General features: G+C 71.4%; 21 protein-coding genes. 14 read left to right on the top strand and 7 right to left on the bottom strand.

Features of this window, described 5'->3' with window-relative positions:
• Nucleotides 1-34: 34 nt before the first annotated feature.
• Together IE274_RS32735 and IE274_RS32740 are read right to left on the bottom strand one after the other, a co-directional pair.
• Nucleotides 35-1,267: a DUF349 domain-containing protein gene (locus tag IE274_RS32735; protein ID WP_190119560.1), complete on the bottom strand. Its 1,233-nt coding sequence runs from the start codon at nt 1,265-1,267 to the stop codon at nt 35-37.
• 133 nt (nt 1,268-1,400) lie between these two features.
• Nucleotides 1,401-2,228, bottom strand: a complete 828-nt coding sequence (locus tag IE274_RS32740) for a peptidylprolyl isomerase (protein ID WP_190119561.1) — start codon at nt 2,226-2,228, stop codon at nt 1,401-1,403.
• Nucleotides 2,229-2,421: 193 nt separating this feature from the next.
• Here IE274_RS32740 and IE274_RS32745 point away from each other — a divergent pair, with 193 nt between their 5' ends.
• Together IE274_RS32745 and hisS are read left to right on the top strand one after the other, a co-directional pair.
• Complete coding sequence (locus tag IE274_RS32745) at nt 2,422-3,129, top strand: MBL fold metallo-hydrolase (RefSeq protein WP_190119562.1); 708 nt, start codon at nt 2,422-2,424, stop codon at nt 3,127-3,129.
• 13 nt (nt 3,130-3,142) lie between these two features.
• Complete coding sequence (gene hisS / locus IE274_RS32750; RefSeq protein WP_190119563.1) at nt 3,143-4,405, top strand: histidine--tRNA ligase; 1,263 nt, start codon at nt 3,143-3,145, stop codon at nt 4,403-4,405.
• Between the two features lie 155 nt (nt 4,406-4,560).
• Here the strand turns inward: hisS and IE274_RS32755 are convergent, their stop codons facing one another.
• Genes IE274_RS32755 through IE274_RS32770 form a run of 4 tightly spaced genes read right to left on the bottom strand, consistent with a single transcriptional unit; the run spans nt 4,561 to nt 8,325 of the window.
• A complete protein-coding gene (locus IE274_RS32755) occupies nt 4,561-5,187 on the bottom strand; it encodes a response regulator (protein ID WP_190119564.1) in 627 nt (208 codons plus the stop codon).
• Entirely contained in the window at nt 5,184-6,515 is a 1,332-nt protein-coding gene (locus tag IE274_RS32760) for a sensor histidine kinase (RefSeq protein ID WP_190119565.1), read from the bottom strand. Before IE274_RS32760 ends, IE274_RS32755 begins: the two co-directional genes overlap by 4 nt.
• On the bottom strand, nt 6,512-7,399 hold the full coding sequence (locus IE274_RS32765; protein WP_190119566.1) for an ABC transporter permease: 888 nt from the start codon (nt 7,397-7,399) through the stop codon (nt 6,512-6,514). The genes IE274_RS32760 and IE274_RS32765 overlap by 4 nt, the downstream gene beginning before the upstream one ends.
• On the bottom strand, nt 7,396-8,325 hold the full coding sequence (locus IE274_RS32770) for an ABC transporter ATP-binding protein (protein WP_190119567.1): 930 nt from the start codon (nt 8,323-8,325) through the stop codon (nt 7,396-7,398). Before IE274_RS32770 ends, IE274_RS32765 begins: the two co-directional genes overlap by 4 nt.
• A gap of 160 nt (nt 8,326-8,485) precedes the next feature.
• On the opposite strand from IE274_RS32770, the gene IE274_RS32775 reads away from it, so the two are divergent.
• The 3 genes from IE274_RS32775 (at nt 8,486) to rpsD (ending at nt 11,479) form a co-directional block, all read left to right on the top strand.
• The gene (locus IE274_RS32775) at nt 8,486-9,139 is read left to right on the top strand and encodes a vitamin K epoxide reductase family protein (protein WP_190119568.1); all 654 of its coding nucleotides are present in this window, start codon (nt 8,486-8,488) and stop codon (nt 9,137-9,139) included.
• 45 nt (nt 9,140-9,184) lie between these two features.
• The gene (locus IE274_RS32780) at nt 9,185-10,537 is read left to right on the top strand and encodes a replication-associated recombination protein A (RefSeq protein ID WP_190119569.1); all 1,353 of its coding nucleotides are present in this window, start codon (nt 9,185-9,187) and stop codon (nt 10,535-10,537) included.
• 327 nt (nt 10,538-10,864) lie between these two features.
• Nucleotides 10,865-11,479: a 30S ribosomal protein S4 gene (gene rpsD / locus IE274_RS32785; protein WP_189734907.1), complete on the top strand. Its 615-nt coding sequence runs from the start codon at nt 10,865-10,867 to the stop codon at nt 11,477-11,479.
• Between the two features lie 22 nt (nt 11,480-11,501).
• Here rpsD and IE274_RS32790 read toward each other — a convergent pair whose 3' ends face one another.
• Nucleotides 11,502-13,715, bottom strand: coding sequence for an ATP-binding protein (locus tag IE274_RS32790; RefSeq protein ID WP_229909965.1), 2,214 nt, complete (start codon nt 13,713-13,715; stop codon nt 11,502-11,504).
• Nucleotides 13,716-13,920: 205 nt separating this feature from the next.
• On the opposite strand from IE274_RS32790, the gene IE274_RS32795 reads away from it, so the two are divergent.
• The 9 genes from IE274_RS32795 to aroB all read left to right on the top strand — a co-directional run bounded on the left by IE274_RS32795 (nt 13,921) and on the right by aroB (nt 23,574).
• Nucleotides 13,921-14,349 (top strand): DUF948 domain-containing protein, encoded by a 429-nt coding sequence (locus IE274_RS32795; protein ID WP_030360489.1) that lies wholly within the window; start codon nt 13,921-13,923, stop codon nt 14,347-14,349.
• A 7-nt stretch (nt 14,350-14,356) separates the two neighbouring features.
• Entirely contained in the window at nt 14,357-14,719 is a 363-nt protein-coding gene (locus IE274_RS32800) for a DUF6167 family protein (protein ID WP_190119570.1), read from the top strand.
• Nucleotides 14,719-17,388, top strand: coding sequence for an alanine--tRNA ligase (gene alaS / locus IE274_RS32805; protein ID WP_190119571.1), 2,670 nt, complete (start codon nt 14,719-14,721; stop codon nt 17,386-17,388). Before IE274_RS32800 ends, alaS begins: the two co-directional genes overlap by 1 nt.
• 23 nt (nt 17,389-17,411) lie before the next feature.
• Nucleotides 17,412-17,876, top strand: a complete 465-nt coding sequence (gene ruvX, locus IE274_RS32810; protein WP_190119638.1) for a Holliday junction resolvase RuvX — start codon at nt 17,412-17,414, stop codon at nt 17,874-17,876.
• Nucleotides 17,877-18,001: 125 nt separating this feature from the next.
• Nucleotides 18,002-19,780 (top strand): endolytic transglycosylase MltG, encoded by a 1,779-nt coding sequence (mltG, locus tag IE274_RS32815; RefSeq protein ID WP_190119572.1) that lies wholly within the window; start codon nt 18,002-18,004, stop codon nt 19,778-19,780.
• Entirely contained in the window at nt 19,777-20,607 is an 831-nt protein-coding gene (locus IE274_RS32820; protein WP_190119573.1) for a shikimate dehydrogenase, read from the top strand. Before mltG ends, IE274_RS32820 begins: the two co-directional genes overlap by 4 nt.
• 158 nt (nt 20,608-20,765) lie before the next feature.
• A complete protein-coding gene (gene aroC, locus IE274_RS32825) occupies nt 20,766-21,950 on the top strand; it encodes a chorismate synthase (protein WP_190119574.1) in 1,185 nt (394 codons plus the stop codon).
• Nucleotides 21,951-22,003: 53 nt separating this feature from the next.
• Nucleotides 22,004-22,486, top strand: coding sequence for a shikimate kinase (locus IE274_RS32830; protein ID WP_190119639.1), 483 nt, complete (start codon nt 22,004-22,006; stop codon nt 22,484-22,486).
• Nucleotides 22,483-23,574 (top strand): 3-dehydroquinate synthase, encoded by a 1,092-nt coding sequence (gene aroB, locus IE274_RS32835; RefSeq protein ID WP_190119575.1) that lies wholly within the window; start codon nt 22,483-22,485, stop codon nt 23,572-23,574. Before IE274_RS32830 ends, aroB begins: the two co-directional genes overlap by 4 nt.
• Nucleotides 23,575-23,638: the final 64 nt, after the last annotated feature.

Consider the following 23,638-nt stretch of genomic DNA (forward strand, 5'->3'; position numbering starts at 1 on the left):
GTGTGGGAGCCCCTCTCCGTAGACAGCGAAAAACTCAGCCGCCGAACTCGTGCAGACCCTTCAGCGCCTGGTCGAGCAGCGCCTGGCGGCCGTCCAGCTCCTTCTGGAGCTTGTCGGCCTTCGCGGTGTTGCCCGCCGTGCGAGCGGCCTCGATCTGGCCCTGGAGCTTGTCCACGGCGGCCTGCAGCTGACCGGTGAGACCCTCCGCGCGGGCCCGCGCCTCCGGGTTCGTCCGGCGCCACTCGGCCTCCTCGGACTCCTGCAGGGCCCGCTCGACCGCGTGCATCCGGCCCTCGACCTTCGGCCGGGCGTCGCGCGGGACGTGGCCGATGGCCTCCCAGCGCTCGTTGATGGACCGGAAGGCCGCGCGGGCCGTCTTCAGGTCCGTCACCGGGACGAGCTTCTCGGCCTCGTCGGCGAGCTCCTCCTTGAGCTTGAGGTTCTCGCCCTGCTCCGCGTCGCGCTCGGCGAACACCGAGCTGCGGGCGGCGAAGAACACGTCCTGGGCGCCGCGGAAGCGGTTCCACAGGTCGTCCTCGTGCTCGCGCTGGGCGCGGCCCGCCGCCTTCCAGTCGGCCATCAACTCGCGGTAGCGCGCGGCCGTCGGGCCCCAGTCCGTCGAGCCCGAAAGCGACTCGGCCTCCGCGACCAGCTTCTCCTTGGCCTTGCGGGCGTCCTCGCGCTGCGCGTCCAGGGACGCGAAGTGGGCCTTGCGGCGCTTGGAGAACGCCGAGCGGGCGTGCGAGAAGCGGTGCCACAGCTCGTCGTCGGACTTACGGTCGAGGCGGGGCAGCCCCTTCCAGGTGTCCACCAGGGCCCGCAGCCGCTCACCGGCCGCCCGCCACTGCTCGCTCTGGGCCAGCTCCTCGGCCTCGGCGACCAGCGCCTCCTTGGAGTGCCGCGCCTCGTCCGACTGCTTGGCCTTCTGGACCTTGCGCTCCTCGCGGCGCGCCTCGACGGTCTCGACCAGCTTGTCGAGCCGCTTGCCCAGCGCCTCCAGGTCGCCGACGGCATGCGCGTCGACCACCTGCTGGCGCAGGTGGTCGATGGCGGTCGTCGCGTCCTTGGCCGACAGGTCGGTCGTCTTCACCCGGCGCTCGAGAAGTCCGATCTCGACGACCAGACCGTCGTACTTGCGCTCGAAATAGGCCAGGGCCTCCTCGGGAGATCCTGCCTGCCACGATCCGACCACTCGCTCGCCGCCGTCGGCCGTACGCACGTACACGGTCCCCGTCTCGTCGACGCGGCCCCACGGGTCGCTGCTCACAGCGCCTCCTCCACATGATGCCTGCACAAGGCCACGGGCCCCCGGCATCGTCCACAGTTTCGTCACCGCCAACATAGGCGACCGGCGGGGCGGCTGTCCGCATCCAGCGCGAGCGAAATTCGCCCGCCGGTGGTCAGGATTTACGCACGGTGGCCTTGTCGATGACGACCGTCGCGTTCGGTGCGCCGTCGCCCTGGCCGCTGCTCTCACCGGCCGCGGCGATCTTCTTGAGGACCTTCATGCCGGAGTCGGAGACGGTTCCGAACGGTGTGTAGTCGGCCGGCAACTTGCTGTCCTGGTAGACCAGGAAGAACTGGCTGCCGCCGGTGTCGCGGCCCTTCTTGGTGTCCGGCTTGTACTTGTTCGCCATGGCGACCGTGCCCGCCGGGTACACACCGCCCCGCAGCCGCTTGTCCTTCAGATTCTCGTCCGGAATGGTGTAGCCGGGGTCGCCCTCGCCGGTGCCCTTCGGGTCGCCGCACTGCAGGACGTTGACGTTGCCCGCGGTGAGGCGGTGGCACGCCGTGTGGTCCAAGTACCCCTTGTTCACCAGGAAATTGAACGAGTTCACGGTGTGCGGGGCCTTCGCCGTGGCCATGTCGATGCCTATGTCGCCGCACGTCGTGGCCAGTTTCATCGTGTACGAGGCCGACTTGTCGACGGTGAGCGCCGGTTCCTTCTTGAAGCCGAGCGGCTTGATCTTGCCCGGGGCGGCCTTGCGGCAGGGATCCGCCGGCTTGCTGGGCGTCGGCTTCGCGGCCGCGTCGTCGTTCGTCGAGCCGCCGTCGTCGAAGGCGCCCGCCGCGTACGAGACCGCGCCGCCCGCCACCACCAAGGCGACCGCACCGGCGATCACCGCGTTGCGCATCCGCCGCCGACGTCGCGCGGCCTCCCGCCGCTGCTGCTGCCGCAAGAACTTCTCCCGCGCGAGCTGCTTGCGCCGCTGTTCCTGGCTGACCACCGGGTGCACTCCCTGTACGTCTCGGTCGGCGCGTCTGTCGTACGTCGCCTGGATCGTCGTCGCGCGCGGCGTGACCGGCCGCGTGTGCCCCGTACCGTATATGGGTTAGCTGTGGAATCGGCAGCGCCGGTAGGCTCTGAACTGCCGCAATCTCCGCTGCCACCTCCGCCGGACGACGAAACGAAGGACGATCGTGCTCATTGCCGGGTTTCCCGCCGGGGCCTGGGGGACCAACTGCTACCTGGTCGCCCCCGCCGCAGGCGAGGAATGCGTGATCATCGACCCGGGGCACCAGGCCACCGAAGGAGTCGAGGAAGCGCTCCGGAAGCATCGGCTCAAGCCCGTCGCCGTCATCCTCACCCACGGCCACATCGACCACGTCGCGTCGGTCGTCCCGGTCTGCGGCGCGCACGACGTGCCCGCGTGGATCCACCCCGAGGACCGGTACATGATGAGCGACCCGGAGAAGGCCATCGGCCGCGCCTTCGGCGCGCAGCTGCTCGGCGAGCTGACCGTGGGGGAGCCCTCCGACCTCAGGGAGCTGGCCGACGGCGCGGAGCTGAAGCTCGCCGGTCTCGACTTCTCCGTCGCGCACGCGCCGGGCCATACGAAGGGGTCGGTGACCTTCCAGCTGCCCGAGTCCGCCGAGGTCCCCTCGGTGTTCTTCTCGGGCGACCTGCTGTTCGCCGGCTCCATCGGACGCACCGACCTGCCCGGCGGATCGCACGCCGACATACTCGAGTCGCTGGCACGCGTGTGCCTGCCGCTCGACGACTCGACCGTGGTCCTGCCCGGCCACAACGAGCACACGACCATCGGCCGTGAGCGCGCCACCAACCCGTATCTGCGCCAGGTGGCCGCCGGCCTGGGAGCCGAAGCCGCTCCCCGACGAGGAATGTGACGAGAGAACACCCGTGAGTACCTTCCAGGCCCCCAAGGGCACGTACGACCTGCTGCCGCCGGACTCCGCGACCTACCTCGCCGTCCGCGAGGCCATCGCCGCCCCGCTGCGCAACTCCGGGTACGGCTATGTCGAGACGCCCGGCTTCGAGAACGTCGAGCTGTTCGCGCGCGGTGTCGGCGAGTCGACCGACATCGTCACCAAGGAGATGTACGCCTTCGAGACCAAGGGCGGCGACAAGCTGGCCCTGCGCCCCGAAGGCACCGCCTCCGTGCTGCGCGCCGCCCTGGAGGGCAACCTGCACAAGGCGGGCAACCTCCCGGTCAAGCTCTGGTACTCGGGCTCGTACTACCGCTATGAGCGCCCGCAGAAGGGGCGCTACCGCCACTTCTCGCAGGTCGGCGCCGAGGCGATCGGTGCCGAGGACCCGGCGCTCGACGCCGAGCTGATCATCCTGGCCGACCAGGCCTACCGCTCGCTCGGCCTGAAGGAGTTCCGCATCCTGCTGAACTCCCTCGGCGACAAGGAGTGCCGTCCCGTCTACCGCGCTGCCCTCCAGGACTTCCTGCGCGGCCTCGACCTGGACGAGGAGACCCGTCGACGCATCGACATCAACCCGCTCCGCGTCCTCGACGACAAGCGCGCCGACGTGCAGAAGCAGCTCGTGGGCGCGCCGCTGCTGGCCGACTACCTGTGCGACGCCTGCAAGACGTACCACGAGCAGGTGCGGGAGCTGCTGACCGCGGCGGGCGTCGCCTACGAGGACGACCCGAAGCTGGTCCGCGGGCTCGACTACTACACGCGCACCACCTTCGAGTTCGTCCACGACGGCCTCGGCTCGCAGTCCGCGGTCGGCGGCGGTGGGCGCTACGACGGCCTGTCCGAGATGATCGGCGGCCCCGCGCTGCCGTCCGTGGGCTGGGCGCTCGGCGTGGACCGCACGGTGCTCGCGCTTGAGGCGGAGGGCGTCACCCTCGACCTGCCGTCCGCCACCAGCGTGTTCGCGGTGCCGCTCGGCGACGAGGCGCGGCGGGTGCTGTTCGCCAAGGTGACGGAGTTGCGCCGGGCCGGGATCGCCGCCGACTTCTCGTACGGCGGGAAGGGGCTCAAGGGCGCCATGAAGAACGCCAACCGCTCGGGCGCCCGCTTCACCGTCGTCGCCGGTGAGCGGGATCTCGCCGAGGGCGTCGTCCAGCTCAAGGACATGGAGTCCGGCGAGCAGGAGGCGGTCGCGGTGGACGCGGTCGTGGCTGTGGTGAAGAGCAAGCTGGGCTGATGGTACGGAGTGGGCCCCGGGTGCGGAGGTGCGCCCGGGGCCCAGTCATTTCTTGGGGGCGTCTGCTCCTTGCTTGAGGCGAGGGCGCGCTGTTTTCTCCGGGAGTGCGGGCTCGGCTCTCCGGGAGTGCGGCTCAGCTCTCCGGGAACGCGGGCTCAGCTCTCCAGGAGCCCGTGCCGCATCGCGCTCGTCACCGCCGCCGTCCGGTCGGCCACCTCCAACTTGCCGAAGACGCGCAGCAGATGCGTCTTCACCGTCGACTCGCCGATGTGCAGCCGTCGGCCTATCTCGGCGTTCGTGCAGCCCTCCGCGACGAGCCGCAGGACGGCCGTCTCACGTTCCGACAGGTGCGGCCGCTCGGGTCTGGTGCGCAACTGGTCCACGAGCCGGGCCGCCACGGACGGCGCGAGGACGGTCTCCCCTCGGGCCGCCGCCCGTACCGCGTCGGCCAGTTCACCGCGGGCCAGGTCCTTCAGGAGATAGCCCGCCGCACCCGCCTCGACGGCGCGCAGGATGTCCCGGTCCGTCTCGTACGTGGTCAGGACGATGATCCGGCACGGGAGCCCCGCCGCCGTCATCCGTACGATCGCGTCCGCGCCGTCACCGCCGGGCATCCGTAGGTCCATCAGGACGATGTCGGGGCGCAGTCGCGCGGCGAGCGCCTCGGCCTGCGGTCCGTTGGCCGCTTCGGCGACGACGTCCAGGTCGGGCTCGGCGCTGAGCATGGCGCGCAGGCCTTCGCGGACGACGGGGTGGTCGTCGGCGAGCAGGACACGGATCACGGGGCGGTCCTTTCAGGGGGCTCTGAGGGCTCGGGGGACTCGTGGGGTGCGGGGGAGCGGCGAGGTACGGGGACGGCGCTGGGCCCCGACGGGGCGGGGGAGTCGGGGGGCTCCGGCCGGTCGTGGGCGTCAGGGGCTCCGTCCGGCTCGGGGAGCGGCAATCGGACCGTGACCGCGGTGCCCGCACCAGGCGCGCTGACCACCTCGGCCGTGCCGCTGACCTCGGCGGCCCGCGTCCGCAGCCCGCGCAGCCCGAAGCCTTCGTGGTGGGCGCCGGTGTCGAAACCGCACCCCGAGTCGCTGACCACCAGCGTGAGCCCGCCCGGCCGGTAGCCGAGGGCGACCCGCACCTCGGCGTCGGGGCCCGCGTGTTTCGCCGCGTTGGTCAGCGCCTCCTGGCAGGAGCGCAGGGCGACGACCTCCAGGCCGGGGGGCAGCGGCCGGGCGGTGCCGGTGACCGTGACGGCGGCGCCGTGGCGGGCGGCGACCCGGCGCAGGGCGTCCGGGAGGGAGCCGCCGCGCAGGTCGTCCGGCGCGCGGCCGGCCACGAGGGACCGGGCCTCCGCGAGGTTCTGCCGGGCTGTGGCCTGCATCAGCTCCAGATGGCGGCGGGCCGCCGCCACGTCGTGGTCCAGCTCCGCGTCGACGGCCTGGACGAGCATCAGCAGGCTGGTGAACCCCTGGGCGAGGGTGTCGTGGATCTCGCGGGACATGCGCTCGCGCTCGGCGAGGGCGCCGCGCTCGGTGGAAAGACGGGCCACTTCCTCACGGCTCGCCTCCAACTCCGCGATGAGGTCCGCGCGTTCCTGGCTCTGGGCGATGATGTGGATGATCCAGGTCCCGAGCGCCGCGCCGAACACCAAGGACACGGCGGCGCCCACCGAGTTGAGGAAGACGTTCTGCGCGTCCGGCCGCCACAGCAGCGCCCAGCCCGCCACCGGCGCGACGTTGATCACGGCGAGGGTGACCATGGCGCGGTGGATCCGCAGCGCGATGAAGCACTGCGGCACCAGGGCGAAGGTCAGCAGCCGGGTCTCGGTGATGAGGACGCCGGATGCCACGAACAGGGCCGTGGCCACCGTGAGATAGCGCACCGCCCGACGCTGATCGGCGCCCTCCGTGAGCAGCACCGGTCGGCCGCTGACCACGTACCAGACGAGGAGCAGCACGACCAGCGCGGCCGACCCCGGGCGGGCGGCGCTGCCGGGCGCCTCGACGCTGAGCGCCAGGACCAGCGTGCCGACCCACACGACGGCGAAGTAGCAGTCCCAGAGCAGGAAGCCGCGGTCCCACTGGTTGCTGTCCCGGGGACCGGGCTCCGCGCTCATCCGTCCCGGCGGCTCTTCCAACGAAAGGTCAACAGACACAGCGCCAATCCTCCGACGCACCAGGCCGTGAGCACCAGCGCGATGCGCCCGTACTCCCAACTCCCCGCCTGCTCAAGGACCTGGGCCGACTCCGGCAGGAACACCCCGCGGAAGCCCTGGCACATCCATTTGAGCGGGAACAGGGCGCCGAGCGTGAGCATCCAGTCCGGGACCGTGTCGATGGCTATATAGACACCGGAGATGAACTGCAGCACCAGGAACGGCAGGACCACCACGGACGAGGCGCTGCGGCCGGACCGAGGGACGCTGCTGACGGCGACGCCGAGCAGCGCGCAGCCCGTCAGGCCGAGCACGAAGATCCAGGCGAAGGTGAGCCACTTCTCCGGGGACGTCGGCAGCTCCAGGTCGAACATCGTCGCGCCGACGACGAGCAGCACCAGGGTCTCCAGGAGGCCGGTGACCAGGACGAGCCAGACCTTCCCGAGGAAGTACGCGGTCGGTGGCATCGGCGTGCCGCGCAGGCGCCGCAACACGTGCTCGTCGCGCTCCATCGCGATGGCGATGCCGAGCGACTGGAAGCTGATGGACATGATGCCCGCGCCGATCATCGCGGCGACGTAGAGCTGCGAGGCCGTGATGCCCGCGTCCGCCACGTCGTCCTTGAAGATCGACGCGAACAGGAAGAGCAGCACCACCGGGAACGCGAAGGTGAACACGCCCTGTTCGCGCTGGCGGAAGAACTGCTTCAGTTCCAGGGCGCCCTGGTGCAGCCCCAGCCACCAGGCTCCGGGAAGCCGCTCGGCACCGGACGCGGCCCGGGTGCGCCCAGGGAGACGCGGGGTCCGCGGAGCCCCGGGTGTGCCGCGCGAGGTCGTCGTGGTCATCGCTCGTCCTCCTCGGACTTCGGCCCGTCTTCCTGTCCGGTCAGGCGCAGATACACGTCCTCCAGGCTGGGGCGGCTGATCCGCAGGCCGGGGATCTCGCCGTCGAAGCGGCTCATCAGCTCGGCGACGGTCCGGGTCGGGGTCGTGGTGCGGAGGTCGCGGGGGCCGCCGTCGGGCTCGGTCCACTCGACGACGGCCTCGCCGCCGTACTCCCGGCGCAGGGCGGCGGGCTCGCCCTCGGCGACCACCCGGCCCCGGGCGATCACCGCGATGCGGTCGGCGAGCGCCTCGGCCTCCTGGAGATAGTGCGTGGTGAGGACGACGGTGGTGCCCTCGTCGGCCAGGGCCCGGATGACGTCCCAGAACTGGCGGCGGGCGGCCGGGTCGAAGCCCGTCGTCGGCTCGTCGAGCAGCAGCAGGTTCGGGTCGCCGATAATGCCGAGCGCCACGTCGAGCCGGCGGCGCTGGCCGCCCGAGAGCGCCTTGATGCGGCTGTCCGCCTTCTCCTGGAGGCCGACCAGATCCAGCACGTCCGCAGGAGAGCGCGGGTGCGGGTAGTACCGCGCGAAGTGGCTCACCGTCTCGCGCACCGTGAGCTCGGCGGGCGCCGACTCGTCCTGCCAGACGATGCCGACCCGGGCCCGCCAGTCACGGCCCGCCGTCGCCGGGTCGGCGCCCAGGACGGACACCTCGCCCCCGTCGCGTGTGCGGTGCCCCTGGAGGATCTCGACGGTCGTGGACTTGCCCGCGCCGTTCGGCCCGAGGATGCCGAAGACCTCGCCGTGCGGCACGGCCAGGTCGATGCCGTCCACGGCCGTCACGGGTCCGTACCGCTTGCGCAGCCCCCGGACGTCAACGGCCAGTTGCCCCGTCTCGGCCGCTCTCGCCCCCGCTGCCTTCGTCACTTGGGTCGTCCCTGTCGTCATGACTGCTTGCCTTCCGTCGTCACGACATCGAGCCTTCCGCCGGAGCGAACACGACGGGACCCCCATACGTATCTGCTTGTGTCCACCGATCGGTGGACACACAGCTACGTACGGCACAATGTCCCTGCCCGCAGGCCACCACGAGCGACGGAACGGCGTGATGAGTAAACCCATCTCGGTGAAGCAGCCAGTGAAGGACGGCGCCGCGGCCGGCCAGGACCACGAGGACGCGCCCGGGTCCGTCGGCGGCAGCAGGGCCCTCGCGCTGCTCCTGGTGATCACCGGCGCCGCCGGGCTGCTCGCCTCCTGGGTCATCACGCTCGACAAGTTCGAGCTCCTGAAGGACCCGAACTTCCAGCCGGGCTGCAGCATCAACCCGGTGGTCGCCTGCGGCAGCATCATGAAGAGCGACCAGGCGGAGGCGTTCGGCTTCCCGAACCCGATGCTGGGCCTCGCCGCGTACGCCGTCGTGATCGGCGTCGGCATGAGCCTGCTCGGCCGCGCCCGCTTCCCGCGCTGGTACTGGCTGACGTTCAACGCGGGCACGCTCTTCGGCGTCGGCTTCTGCACCTGGCTGCAGTTCCAGTCGCTGTACCGCATCAACGCGCTGTGCCTGTGGTGCTGCCTGGCCTGGGTCGCCACGATCCTGATGTTCTGGTACGTCACGGCTTTCAACGTCCGCAAGGGCTTCCTGCCCGCGCCGGGCTGGCTGAAGACCTTCTTCGAGGACTTCGCCTGGGCCCTGCCGGTCGTGCACATCGGCATCATCGCGATGCTGATCCTCACGCGCTGGGGCTCCGACCTCTGGATCTGAGGCGGCCGGGGCCGGTTGTCAGTGGGGTGACATAGGGTTTTCGACGTGGAGCCCGACCTGTTCACCGCCGCAGCCGAAGACCGCCAGGAGAAGGACCCGTCCAGCAGCCCCCTGGCCGTCCGGATGCGCCCGCGCACCCTCGACGAAGTCGTCGGCCAGCAGCATCTGCTCCGGCCCGGATCGCCGTTGCGCCGACTTGTCGAAGGCGGTGGCGGCCCCGCCGGAGCATCGTCGGTGTTCCTCTGGGGCCCGCCAGGCATCGGCAAGACCACCCTGGCGTACGTCGTCTCCAAGGCGACGAACAAGCGCTTCGTGGAGCTCTCCGCGATCACCGCGGGCGTCAAGGAAGTTCGCGCGGTCATCGACGGCGCCCGCCGCGCCCTCGGCGGCCACGGCAAGGAGACCGTCCTCTTCCTCGACGAGATCCACCGCTTCAGCAAGGCCCAGCAGGACTCCCTGCTGCCCGCCGTCGAGAACCGCTGGGTGACGCTGATCGCGGCGACGACGGAGAACCCGTACTTCTCCGTGATCTCCCCGCTCCTGTCCCGCTCCCTGCTGCTCACCCTCGAACCGCTCACGGACGACGACCTGCGCGGCCTGCTCAAGCGCGCCCTCACCGAGGAGCGCGGCCTGGGCGGCGCCGTCACCCTGCCCGCCGAGGCCGAGGACCACATCCTGCGGATCGCGGGCGGCGACGCCCGCCGCGCGCTCACCGCCCTCGAAGCGGGCGCGGGCTCGGCCCTCGCCAAGGGCGAGAAGGAGCTCACGCTCCAGACCCTGGAGGAGTCGGTCGACCGCGCGGCCGTGAAGTACGACCGCGCCGGCGACCAGCACTACGACGTCGCGAGCGCCCTCATCAAGTCCATCCGCGGCTCCGACGTGGACGCCGCCCTGCACTATCTGGCCCGCATGATCGAGGCGGGCGAGGACCCCCGCTTCATCGCCCGCCGCCTGATGATCTCGGCCAGCGAGGACATCGGCCTCGCCGACCCCACGGCCCTGCCCACCGCTGTCGCCGCCGCCCAGGCCGTCGCGATGATCGGCTTCCCGGAGGCGGCCCTGACCCTCAGCCACGCCACCATCGCCCTCGCCCTGGCCCCGAAGTCGAATGCCGCGACCACGGCCATCGGCGCCGCCCTCGAAGACGTCCGCAAGGGCCACGCGGGCCCTGTCCCGCCGCACCTGCGCGACGGCCACTACAAGGGCGCGGCCAAGCTGGGGCACGCCCAGGGCTATGTGTATCCGCACGACCTGCCCGAGGGCATCGCCGCCCAGGAGTACGCCCCGGAGGCCCTGCGGGGCCGCGAGTACTACACCCCCACCCGGCACGGCGCCGAGGCCCGGTACGCCGACGCCGTCGAGTGGACCAGGAAGCACCTCGGTCGCAAGCGGTCCTGACCGGCCTGTACAATTCCCGGAGCGCTGCGTCCCGTGTCCGGTCTCGTACCGGCACCACCAGAACGGGACATCCAGCCGGAGCCCCCGCCCCCGGGCAGGGAGTTCCAGGAGCGTCGCGCACCGTCGAAGGTGTCGCGGGCAGCCCACCACCCTCCCGGATCCCGGGAAACGGTCGGTGGGCCACTCGCGTGCTGCACATAGTGCCCAGACCAGGGAGCGGCTGCCAGGTGAGTCCGACCGGACCCATCGGGTTTCCCCGGCTGCGGATGTGACCTCCCCTAACCCTGGTGAAGCCGAATCCGTACAGAAAACAGAGGTGTTTGGTTCATGCCGAACCAGTCCCGCCCCAAGGTCAAGAAGTCGCGTGCTCTTGGCATCGCGCTGACCCCGAAGGCCGTCAAGTACTTCGAGGCCCGCCCCTACCCGCCGGGCGAGCACGGCCGTGGCCGCAAGCAGAACTCGGACTACAAGGTCCGTCTGCTCGAGAAGCAGCGGCTGCGTGCGCAGTACGACGTGTCCGAGCGTCAGCTCGTCCGCGCCTACGAGCGTGCCTCCAAGATCCAGGGCAAGACCGGTGAGGCCCTGATCATCGAGCTGGAGCGTCGTCTCGACGCCCTGGTGCTGCGTTCGGGCATCGCCCGCACCATCTACCAGGCCCGCCAGATGGTCGTGCACGGCCACATCGAGGTCAACGGCCACAAGGTCGACAAGCCGTCGTTCCGCGTCAAGCCGGACGACGTCGTCATGGTCCGCGAGCGCAGCCGTCAGAAGCCGCTGTTCGAGGTCGCCCGTGAGGGTGGCTTCGCCGCCGACGGCGAGACCCCGCGCTACCTCCAGGTGAACCTGAAGGCCCTGGCCTTCCGCCTGGACCGCGAGCCGAACCGCAAGGAGATCCCCGTGATCTGCGACGAGCAGCTCGTCGTCGAGTACTACGCCCGCTGATCCGGACGTAGCCTCACCTGCTTCAGCCCGCTGTCTCCCCGCCCCGCGTGGTCGGGGAGACAGCGGGTTCGCGCGTTTCCGGGGCCCCCGACGGCGCGGGCGGCTCACCGAGGCCCGGCCGGCACGCCCCCGTCGCCTCCGCGTGCTGGCGGCGCAGCGCCCGCGAGACCGCCACGTCGGGGCTCAGCTCGGCGCCCGCCCGCACACACGCCTCGTACCGCTCGTCGCCGAGCCGCTCCCGCGCCTGGGTCTCGCACAGCGCGTGCGGCCCGCCGAAGTGCTCCGAGCCGAACAGCGGCAGCCCCACCGACGGCCAGATCCGCGCCGCCGCCCCCTGCAGCACCGCCGCCTCCGTCGCGTCGCCCTCCGCCACCGTGAACAGCGCGAGCAACTCGACCGCCAGCACCGTGCCGAGCAGGTCGTGGAAGGCGTGGTCCAGGTCCAGACACCGGGTGACCAGGTCCCGCGCCCGCCCGTGCTCGCCGTGCGTCCAGGCCGCGTAGCCGAGGACGTACAGGGCATACGCCAGCGCCCAGCGCTCCCCGTGGTCCTCGCAGACCTGCCGCGCGTCCTCGCACAGCTCCACCGCGTCCCCGAGCGCCCCCTGGAAGGCCAGCGCCATCGCCAGCTCGACCTGACCCATCAGGACGTTGCTGTTCAGCTCCCCGATCCGCCGGTACTGATCGAGCGCCGTGCGCAGCAGCCGCTCCGCGCGCGGCATGTCGTCCGTGACCAGCGCCAGACAGCCCATGCGGTGCACCGCGTACGCGGCCGCGACCGCGCTGCCGGTGCGCTCCGCCGTGTCCTGGCACTCCTGGAGCGCGCACAGCGCGGGCACCGTGTCGCCCTGCAGGATCGCCACGTACCCGAGCACCCACAGCGCCTTCAGCCGCGACTCCTCGTGCGCGCCGTCCAGCTCGACGGCCCGCTCCAGCCAGTGCCTGCCCTCCGCGAGGCGCCCGCAGCCGACCCAGCAGAACCACAGCGTGCCCGCCAGGTACTGGCCCAGGTGCGTCTCGTCCGGCTCGGTCAGACAGAACTCCAGGGCGGTGCGCAGATTGGGCAGCTCGCACTCGACGAGCGTGGCCACCTCCGTCTGCCGGGGCGAGAACCAGTCCAGCTCGCACCACGTGGCGAGCCCCATGTACCAGTCGCGGTGCCGACGCCGCATCCGCGCCGCGTCGCCGGCCGCCTCCAGCCACTCCGAGCCGTACGCCCGGACCGTGTCGAGCATCCGGTAGCGCACCCCGGTCGGGCTCTCCTCACGGGACACCACCGACTGCGCCAGCAGCTCGTCGAGCACGTCCAGGACGTCGTCGGCGTGCAGCCCGTCCCCGCTGCACACGTACTCGACCGACTCCAGGTCGAACGGCCCGGAGAAGACGGAGAGCCGCGCCCACAGCAGCCGCTCCCGCGCCGTGCACAGCTCGTGGCTCCAGCCGATCGCCGTCCGCAGCGTCTGGTGCCGCGGCGGCACATCGCGCCGGGTACCGGCGAGCAGCCGGAACCGGTCGTCCAGGCGGGCCAGGAGCTGCCCCGGCGAAAGGACCCGCAGCCGCCCCGCCGCCAGTTCCAGGGCGAGCGGGATGCCGTCGAGGCGGCGGCACAGCTCCCGCACGTCGTCGAGGTCGCGCCCGTCCGGCGCGAAGCCCGGCAGGCAGGCCGCCGCCCGGTCGGTGAACAGCGCGGTCGCGTCCGGCTCCGGCATCGGTGCCAGCGGCAGCACCCGCTCACCGGCCGTGCCGAGCGGCCTGCGGCCCGCCGCGAGCACCCGCAGACCGGGGCAGCGCAGCAGCAGATCCTGCACCAGCGACGCCGTCGCGTCCACCAGGTGCTCGAACCCGTCGACGACGAGGAGCAGTTCACGCCCCGCGAGCCGGTCGAGCAGCACCTGCCGGGGCGAGCGCCTGGTGTGGTCCGTCAGCTCCAGCGCGCTGGCCACGGCGTGCTCCACCAGGTGCGGGTCACGCACCCCCGCCAGCTCCACCAGCCAGGCCCCGTCCCGCGGCCCGACCGCCGCCGCCACCCGCGCCGCCAGCCGCGACTTGCCCACGCCGCCGACGCCCGTCACGGTCACCAGGCGGGCCGAGGCCAAGGCCGCGGGCAGCGCCGCCAGTTCGGCGGTGCGCCCGAAGAAGGCGGTCAGCTCGGCCGGGAGGTTCCCCGCGACAGGCGGGCAGCCGCGGGCGCGGGCGGAGTCGTTCCGACGGTCGTCGGGGCGCTGAGAGCGTCGCATGGGGTACGGAGCGTACTCAGACGTAAGCATTCCGTACAATCGGTTCGCCCGGGCTTGCGCGTACTGCCGCGCCCAAGTGCCGCGTGCGGTAATGCGGTACGGAGCCGGGGCCCCGGCGCGATAGGGTCGGAGGACGACTTTTCGACGTTCGACGACCTTGGGATCCACGAGGAATCCAGGGCGATGTCTCAGGGAGCGGTGCCCAGTGTCCGGTGGAGAGGTGGCCGGGATCCTGGTGGCCGTCTTCTGGGCGATTCTGGTGTCCTTCCTGGCCGTGGCGCTGGCGAGGCTGGCGCAGACGCTCAGGGCGACCACCAAGCTCGTCGCGGACGTGACCGAACAGGCGGTCCCGCTGCTCGCGGACGCCTCGACGGCGGTGCGCTCGGCGCAGACCCAGATCGACCGGGTCGACGCCATCGCCACGGACGTCCAGGAAGTGACGTCGAACGCGTCGGCGCTGTCCACGACCGTGGCCTCCACCTTCGGTGGCCCGCTGGTCAAGGTGGCGGCGTTCGGCTACGGAGTGCGCCGGGCGCTCAGTCGTAAGGAAGTGCCCGCCAAGCCGTCCCGTCGTACGGTGATCGTGGGCCGCACCCTCCCGTCCGCACGGCGGGGCAAGCGGAAGAAGGACTGACGCAGCGATGTTCCGACGTACGTTCTGGTTCACCGCGGGCGCTGCCGCCGGTGTATGGGCCACCACCAAGGTCAACCGCAAGCTGAAGCAGCTCACGCCGGAGAGCCTCGCCGCCCGGGCCGCCGACAAGGCGCTCGAAGCGGGCCACCGGCTCAAGGACTTCGCGCTCGACGTCCGCGACGGCATGGCCGAGCGCGAGGCCGAGCTGGGCGACGCCCTCGGCGTGAACGCCCCGGTCGACCCCGAGCTGCCCGCCCAGCGTCGCATCGCGCTCGTCCAGCCCGCCACGAAGAAGCACCCCAAGTCCCTCGCGAACACGACGGACGCGACGGACACGACGTACTCGTACAACCGGAATGAGGACCACTGATGGAGTCGGCTGAAATCCGCCGCCGCTGGCTGAGCTTCTTCGAGGAGCGTGGGCACAAGGTCGTGCCGTCGGCGTCGCTGATCGCAGACGACCCGACGCTGCTCCTCGTTCCCGCGGGCATGGTCCCCTTCAAGCCCTACTTCCTCGGCGAGGCCAAGCCGCCCGCCCCCCGGGTCACCAGCGTGCAGAAGTGCGTGCGCACGCCCGACATCGAAGAGGTCGGCAAGACCACCCGGCACGGCACGTTCTTCCAGATGTGCGGCAACTTCTCCTTCGGCGACTACTTCAAGGAAGGCGCCATCAAGCTCGCCTGGGAGCTGCTCACCGCGCCCCAGGACAAGGGCGGTTACGCCCTGGACCCGGAGAAGCTCTGGATCACGGTCTACAAGGAGGACGACGAGGCCGAGCGCATCTGGCGCGACGTCATCGGCGTCCCCGCCGAGCGCATCCAGCGCCTGGGCATGGGCCCGAACTTCTGGTCCATGGGCGTCCCCGGCCCCTGCGGCCCGTGCTCGGAGATCAACTACGACCGCGGCCCCGAGTTCGGCGAGGAGGGCGGCCCGGCCGTCAACGACGAGCGCTACGTGGAGATCTGGAACCTGGTCTTCATGCAGTTCGAGCGCGGCGCGGGCACGGGCAAGGAGGACTTCCCGATCCTCGGCGACCTGCCGTCGAAGAACATCGACACGGGCCTCGGCCTGGAACGCCTCGCCATGATCCTCCAGGGCGTACAGAACATGTACGAGACCGACACCCTGCAGGTCGTCATGGACAAGGCCACCGAGCTGACCGGCGTGCGCTACGGCGCCGAGCACGGCTCGGACGTCTCGCTGCGCGTGGTCGCCGACCACATGCGCACGTCCGTGATGCTCATCGGCGACGGCGTCACGCCCGGCAACGAGGGCCGCGGCTACGTGCTGCGCCGCATCATGCGCCGCGCCATCCGCAACATGCGCCTGCTCGGCGCCTCCGGACCGGTCGTCGCCGAACTGGTCGACACGGTCATCAAGACCATGGGCGAGCAGTACCCGGAGCTCCTCACCGAGCGCAAGCGCATCGAGACCGTCGCCCTCGCTGAAGAGGCCGCCTTCCTCAAGGCCCTCAAAGGCGGCACGAACATCCTCGACACCGCCGTCACCGAGACCAAGGCCGCCGGTTCCACCGTGCTGCCCGGCGACAAGGCGTTCCTGCTCCACGACACCTGGGGCTTCCCGATCGACCTCACCCTCGAGATGGCCGCCGAGCAGGGCCTGACCGTGGACGAGGACGGTTTCCGGCGCCTGATGAAGGAGCAGCGGGAGCGCGCCAAGGCCGACGCCCAGGCCAAGAAGACCGGCCACGCCGACCTCGGCGCCTACCGCGAGATCGCCGACAACGCCGGTGCCACGGACTTCACCGGCTACACGGCCACCGAGAACGAGGCCGTGATCGTCGGCCTCCTCGTCGACGGCGTGTCCTCGCCCGCGGCCACCGAGGGCGACGAGGTCGAGATCGTCCTCGACCGCACCCCGTTCTACGCCGAGGGCGGCGGCCAGATCGGCGACACCGGCCGCATCCGCCTGGACAGCGGCGCCGTCGTCGAGATCCGCGACGTCCAGAAGCCGGTGCCGGGCGTGCACGTCCACAAGGGCGTCGTGCAGGTCGGCGAGATCACCGTCGGCGCCCCGGTGTGGGCCTCGATCGACTCCCACCGCCGCCGCGCCATCGCCCGCGCCCACTCCGCCACGCACCTCACCCACCAGGCGCTGCGCGACGCGCTCGGCCCGACGGCCGCCCAGGCCGGTTCGGAGAACCAGCCCGGCCGCTTCCGCTTCGACTTCGGCTCGCCGTCCGCCGTGCCCACGGCCGTGATGACGGACGTCGAGCAGAAGATCAACGAAGTACTCGCCCGGGAGCTGGACGTCCAGGCCGAGGTCATGTCGATCGACGACGCCAAGAAGCAGGGCGCCATCGCCGAGTTCGGCGAGAAGTACGGCGAGCGCGTGCGTGTCGTGACCATCGGCGACTTCTCCAAGGAGCTGTGCGGCGGCACCCACGTGCACAACACCGCCCAGCTCGGCCTGGTCAAGCTGCTCGGCGAGTCCTCCATCGGCTCGGGCGTGCGCCGCATCGAGGCCCTCGTCGGCGTCGACGCGTACAACTTCCTGGCCAAGGAGCACACGGTCGTCGCCCAGCTCCAGGAGCTGGTCAAGGGCCGTCCGGAGGAGCTGCCCGAGAAGATCTCCGGCATGCTCGCCAAGCTGAAGGACGCCGAGAAGGAGATCGAGAAGTTCCGCGCGGAGAAGGTCCTCCAGGCCGCCGCCGGTCTCGCCCAGGGCGCCAAGGACGTGCGCGGCGTCGCCCTGGTCACCGGCCAGGTCCCGGACGGCACCGGCGCCGATGACCTGCGCAAGTTGGTCCTCGACGTACGCGGCCGCATCCCGGGCGACCGCCCGGCCGTGGTCGCTCTGTTCACCTCGGCCAACGGCAAGCCCCTCACGGTCATCGCCACCAACGAAGCCGCCCGCGAGCGCGGCCTCAAGGCCGGTGACCTGGTCCGCACCGCCGCCAAGACCCTCGGCGGCGGAGGCGGCGGCAAGCCGGACGTCGCCCAGGGCGGCGGCCAGAACGCGGCCGCCATCGGCGACGCCATCGCCGCCGTCGAGCGCCTCGTCACCGAGACGGCCTGAGGCCCGCCCCGATGACCGAAGGCATCCGTCGCGGGCGCAGGCTCGCGATCGACGTCGGGGACGCCCGGATCGGGGTCGCCTCGTGCGACCCCGACGGGATCCTCGCCACCCCGGTGGAGACCGTGCCGGGACGTGACGTCCCGGCCGCCCACCGGCGCTTGCGGCAACTCGTCGAGGAGTACGAGCCGATCGAGGTCGTCGTCGGACTCCCTCGCTCCCTCAAGGGGGGCGAGGGCCCGGCCGCCGTGAAGGTCCGCGGCTTCGCCCAGGAGCTCGCCGCCGGGATTGCGCCCGTTCCGGTGAGACTCGTGGACGAGAGGATGACCACAGTGACGGCCAGCCAGAGCCTGCGCGCCTCCGGCGTGAAGTCCAAAAAGGGCAGGTCTGTCATCGATCAGGCGGCGGCCGTCGTGATCCTCCAGCAGGCATTGGAGTCCGAACGGGCGTCAGGCAAGGCCCCCGGCGAGGGCGTCGAAGTGGTCATCTGATCGCGATACGGTAACGTTCCGCGCGATGCGGCGGCGTTCGAACAGCTGCCGCACAGCATCAAGAGGCGGAACGGTTGCCCTGACATCCAGCCGGCGGCCCCCGCCTCGCGGCTCGTAGGGGATCGATGACTGAGTATGGCCGGGGCCCAGGCTCCGAACCGTGGCATCCCGAGGACCCGTTGTACGGGGACGGCGGATGGGGAGGACAGCAGGCCGACGCCGCGTCCCCCTACGGCGGCCAGGAGCAGTACCACCCTCAGCAGCCCCACCAGCAGCACCCCCAGCAGTCGCACCACCAGCCCCACCCGCAGCAAGGGCAGTACCAGCAGCCGCATCCCCAGCAGGCCCAGCACCCCCAGCAGCAGGCTCCGTACGGCGACTGGAACACCGGCCAGCAGCAGGCCTACGGCCACGGCCAACAGGGGTACGACCAGCAGGGCTACGCACCCGCCCAGGCGCAGTACGGCGGGGGCGGCCAGCCCGGCGACGGCGGCTGGGACACCGGGCAGCACGGACACGTCCCGTACGGCGGTGACCCGGCGGACCCCTACGGCGGGCAGCCCGGGCCCTACGCCGAGGAGCGCCCCGACTACTACGGCACGCCGGAGGCCTACCCGCCGCCCGAGCCGCCGGGACGCCGGCGCCCCGCACCCGAACCGGAACCGGAGACCGACTGGGACCCCGGACCCGACCAGGGCGAACACGCCTTCTTCGCGGACGGCGCCGACGAGGACGAGGACGACAGCGAAGCGGGGCGCGGCGGCGGTCGCGGCGACCGGCGCGGGCGCGGCGGCAAGAAACCCAAGAAACGCCGCAGCGGTTGCGCCTGCCTGGTCGTGACCCTGGTCTTCGCCGGTGGCCTCGGCGGCATCGGCTACTTCGGCTACCAGTTCTACCAGGATCGTTTCGGCACGGCGCCGGACTATTCGGGCGACGGTACGTCGTCCGGTGTCATCGTCACCATCGACAAGGGCTCCGGCGGCTACGACATCGGCAACAAGCTCAAGGCGGCCGGAGTCGTCAAGAGCGTCGACGCATTCGTCTCCGCACAGGGAAAGAACCCCGACGGACAGAAAATCCAAGCGGGCGTCTACAACCTGAAGAAACAGATGTCGGCCGCGTCCGCCGTCGAATTGATGCTCAGTCCGAAGAGCCGTAACAACCTCATCATTCCGGAAGGCAAGCGGAATGCATGGGTGTACCAGCAGATCGATGAACGACTGGAACTCGACAAGGGCACCACGAAGGCCGTCGCCCACGACGAATGGAAGAGTCTGGGCCTGCCGAAGTGGGCCTCGGCGAACATGACCAGCGAGGTCAAGGACCCCCTGGAGGGATTCCTCTACCCCTCCAGCTATCCGGTCGCCAAGGGGCAGAAGCCCAAGGAAGTACTGCGGAAGATGGTGGCCGAAGCCACCGCCAAGTACGACGCGATGGGCGTCGAGGCGCAGGCCTCGGAACTGGGCCTGAAGAACCCGCTCCAGGTCGTCACGGTGGCGAGCCTCGTGCAGGCCGAGGGCAAGTACAAGCACGACTTCGAGAAGGTCGCGACGGTCGTCTACAACCGCCTCAAGCCCGGCAACACCGAGACCTACGGCCTGCTGGACTTCGACTCGACGGTCAATTACATGAAGGGCCAGTCCAAGCTGGCCATCGGCTCCGTCGACGAGCTCCGCAAGCTGAAAGACCCGTACAACACCTACAAGATCAATGGCCTGCCGCCCGGACCGATCGGCAACCCCGGTGAGGTCGCGATCAAGTCCGCGCTCAAGCCGGCCACGGGCAACTGGTACTACTTCGTGTCCGTCAGCGCGGACGAGACGCTCTTCTCGGAGACGAACGAAGAGCACAACCGGAACCGCGAGAAGTACGAGCAGAACCTCAAGGAACAGAAGGGTCAATGAGCGCGCAGCAGCGCCGAGCGGCCGTGCTCGGCTCTCCCATCGCCCACTCTCTCTCCCCGGTGCTGCACCGCGCCGCCTACGCCGAACTCGGTCTCACCGACTGGTCGTACGACCGCTTCGAGATCGACGAGGCGGCGCTGCCCGCGTTCATCGGGAAGCTCGGTCCCGAATGGGCGGGTCTTTCGCTGACGATGCCGTTGAAGCGGGCGATCACGCCGCTGCTCGACGAGGTCAGTGAGACGGCGGCGTCCGTCGAGGCCGTGAACACCGTCGTGTGCACGCAGGACGGCAGGAAGGTCGGCGACAACACCGACATCCCCGGCATGGTCGCCGCCCTGCGGGAGCGCGGCATCGAGCAGGTCGAGTCCGCCGCGATCCTCGGCGCGGGCGCCACCGCGTCCTCCGCGCTCGCCGCGCTCGCCCGGATCTGCACCGGCGAGGTCGTCGCGTACGTACGCAGCGAGGCCCGCGCCGCCGAGATGCGGCAGTGGGGCGCGCGGCTCGACGTCGACGTGCGCACCGCCGACTGGGCGGACGCCGAGCGGGCCCTGCACGCCCCGCTGGTCATCGCCACCACCCCGGCGGGCGCCACGGACGCGCTGTCCCACGCCGTGCCGGAGCGGGCCACCACGCTCTTCGACGTGCTGTACGACCCGTGGCCCACGACGCTCGCGGCCCGCTGGTCGGCGTACGGCGGCGCCGTCGTGAGCGGCCTCGACCTGCTGGTGCACCAGGCGGTGCTTCAGGTCGAGCAGATGACGGGGCGGACGCCCGGGCCCCTGGACGCGATGCGCAAGGCGGGGGAGCGGGCGCTCGCGGAGCGCTGACGGCCGCCGCCGCGAGGAACCGCCGTCCGTTCCGGCGTCCGTCTGCTGGACCGGGCGCCGGGTCACATCCCGGACGTGGGAGGATCGGGGTGGCGGGCCAGGGCCGCGCATCCGGTCGCGCCGACAAGCAGTTTCAGGCGCGAGCATGAGGAGCACCGTTGAGCAGGTTGCGCTGGCTGACCGCGGGGGAGTCGCACGGACCCGCACTGGTGGCGACGCTGGAGGGCCTTCCGGCCGGCGTCCCGATCACCACGGACATGGTGGCGGACCATCTCGCCCGGCGGCGCCTGGGCTATGGGCGCGGCGCCCGCATGAAGTTCGAGCGCGACGAGGTCACGTTCATCGGCGGCGTCCGGCACGGCCTGACCATGGGCTCGCCCGTCGCGGTCATGGTGGGCAACACCGAGTGGCCCAAGTGGGAGCAGGTCATGTCGGCCGACCCGGTCGACCCCGCCGTGCTCGCCGAACTGGCCCGCAACGCCCCGCTGACCCGCCCCCGGCCCGGCCACGCCGATCTCGCGGGCATGCAGAAGTACGGCTTCGAGGAGGCCCGGCCGATCCTGGAGCGCGCCTCCGCCCGCGAGACCGCGGCCCGCGTGGCCCTCGGCGCGGTCGCCCGCTCCTACCTGAAGGAGACGGCCGGGATCGAGATCGTCAGCCACGTGGTGGAGCTGGCCGCGGCCAAGGCCCCCTACGGCGTCTACCCGACCCCCGCCGACGTGGAGAAGCTCGACGCCGACCCCGTGCGCTGCCTCGACGCCGACGCGTCGAAGGCGATGGTCGCGGAGATCGACCAGGCCCACAAGGACGGCGACACCCTGGGCGGTGTGGTCGAGGTGCTCGCGTACGAGGTGCCGGTGGGCCTCGGCTCGCACGTGCACTGGGACCGGCGTCTGGACGCGCGGCTCGCGGGTGCGCTCATGGGCATTCAGGCGATCAAGGGCGTCGAGGTCGGCGACGGCTTCGACCTGGCGCGGGTGCCGGGCTCGCAGGCGCACGACGAGATCATCGCCACCGCCGACGGCGTCAAGCGCGCCACCGGCCGCTCCGGCGGTACCGAGGGCGGCCTCACCACCGGTGAGCTGCTGCGGGTGCGCGCCGCGATGAAGCCCATCGCGACCGTGCCGCGCGCCCTCGCGACCATCGACGTGGCCACCGGCGAGGCGGCCAAGGCGCACCACCAGCGCTCCGACGTCTGCGCCGTGCCCGCCGCGGGGATCGTGGCCGAGGCCATGGTGGCGCTGGTGCTCGCGGACGCTGTCGCCGAGAAGTTCGGCGGCGACAGCGTGCCCGAGACCCGCCGCAACGTGCGGTCGTACCTCGACCACCTCCAGATCCGGTGACGGCCGCCGCGACCGGATCGGGGACCGGGCCGCGCGTGGTGCTCGTGGGCCCCATGGGCTCGGGCAAGTCGACCGTCGGCGCGCTCCTCGCCGACCGGCTCGGCGTGGCCTACCGGGACACCGACGCCGACATCGTGGCCGGCGAGGGCCGTGAGATCGCCGACCTCTTCCTCGACGAGGGCGAGCCGTACTTCCGCGAGCGCGAGCGCGCGGCGGTGCGGGCCGCCGTCGCCGACCACGACGGCGTCCTCGCCCTCGGCGGCGGCGCGATCCTCGACGAGGGCACCCGCGCGCTGCTGCGGGGGCTGCCCGTGGTCTACCTCGCGATGGACGTCGAGGAGGCGGTACGCCGGGTCGGCCTCAACGCCGCCCGCCCGCTGCTCCTCGTCAACCCGCGCAAGCAGTGGCGCGAGCTGATGGACGCGCGCCGCCATCTGTACGAAGAAGTCGCCCGTGCCGTCGTCGCCACGGACGACCGCACCCCCGAAGAGGTCGCGGAAGCGGTCCTCGACGCACTGGAGTTGAAGGAAGCATGAGCGAGGCAGTGACGCGGATCCACGTCGGCGGCACGGCGGGCACCGAGCCGTACGAGGTGCTCGTCGGGCGGCAGCTCCTCGGTGAACTCGGCGCCCTGATCGGCGACACCGTCAAGCGGGTCGCCGTGATCCACCCCGAGTCGCTGGCCGAGACCGGCGACGCGCTGCGCCAGGACCTGGCCGACCAGGGCTACGAGGCCGTGGCCGTGCAGGTGCCCAACGCCGAGGAGGCCAAGACCGCCGAGGTCGCCGCGTACTGCTGGAAGGCGCTCGGCCAGTCCGGCTTCACGCGCACCGACGTGATCGTGGGCGTCGGCGGCGGTGCCACCACAGACCTGGCCGGATTCGTGGCCGCGACCTGGCTGCGCGGGGTCCGGTGGGTCGCCGTGCCGACGACCGTGCTCGCCATGGTGGACGCGGCCGTCGGCGGCAAGACCGGCATCAACACCGCCGAGGGCAAGAACCTGGTGGGCGCCTTCCACCCGCCCGCGGGCGTGCTCTGCGACCTGGCGGCGCTCGACTCGCTGCCGGTGCACGACTACGTCTCCGGGCTCGCTGAGATCATCAAGGCGGGCTTCATCGCGGATCCGGCCATCCTCGACCTCATCGAGGCCGACCCGGAGGCCGCCCGTACGCCCGCCGGGCCGCACACCTCCGAGCTGATCGAGCGCTCCATCAAGGTCAAGGCCGAGGTCGTCTCCGGCGACCTCAAGGAGTCCGGCCTGCGCGAGATCCTCAACTACGGGCACACGCTGGCGCACGCCATCGAGAAGAACGAGCGCTACAAGTGGCGGCACGGTGCCGCCGTCGCCGTCGGCATGCACTTCGCGGCCGAACTCGGCCGCCTGGCGGGCCGCCTTGACGACGCGACCGCGGACCGCCACCGCACCGTCCTGGAGTCCGTGGGGCTCCCGCTGAGCTACCGCTACGACCAGTGGCCCAAGCTCCTGGAGACCATGAAGGTCGACAAGAAGTCCCGCGGTGACCTGCTGCGCTTCATTGTCCTCGACGGCCTCGCCAAGCCCACCGTCCTGGAGGGCCCGGACCCGGCGGTGCTGCTCGCCGCGTACGGGGAAGTCGCCGACTGACCGCGCGGTCCGCCCCGTTCGGGGCGGACTGAACCAGCCATGGGCACTTCTCGGCCGCCCCGGC

Origin of the sequence: Streptomyces flavofungini (assembly GCF_014650815.1) — a bacterium.
In the GTDB taxonomy this organism is placed as follows: Bacteria; Actinomycetota; Actinomycetes; order Streptomycetales; family Streptomycetaceae; genus Streptomyces; species Streptomyces flavofungini.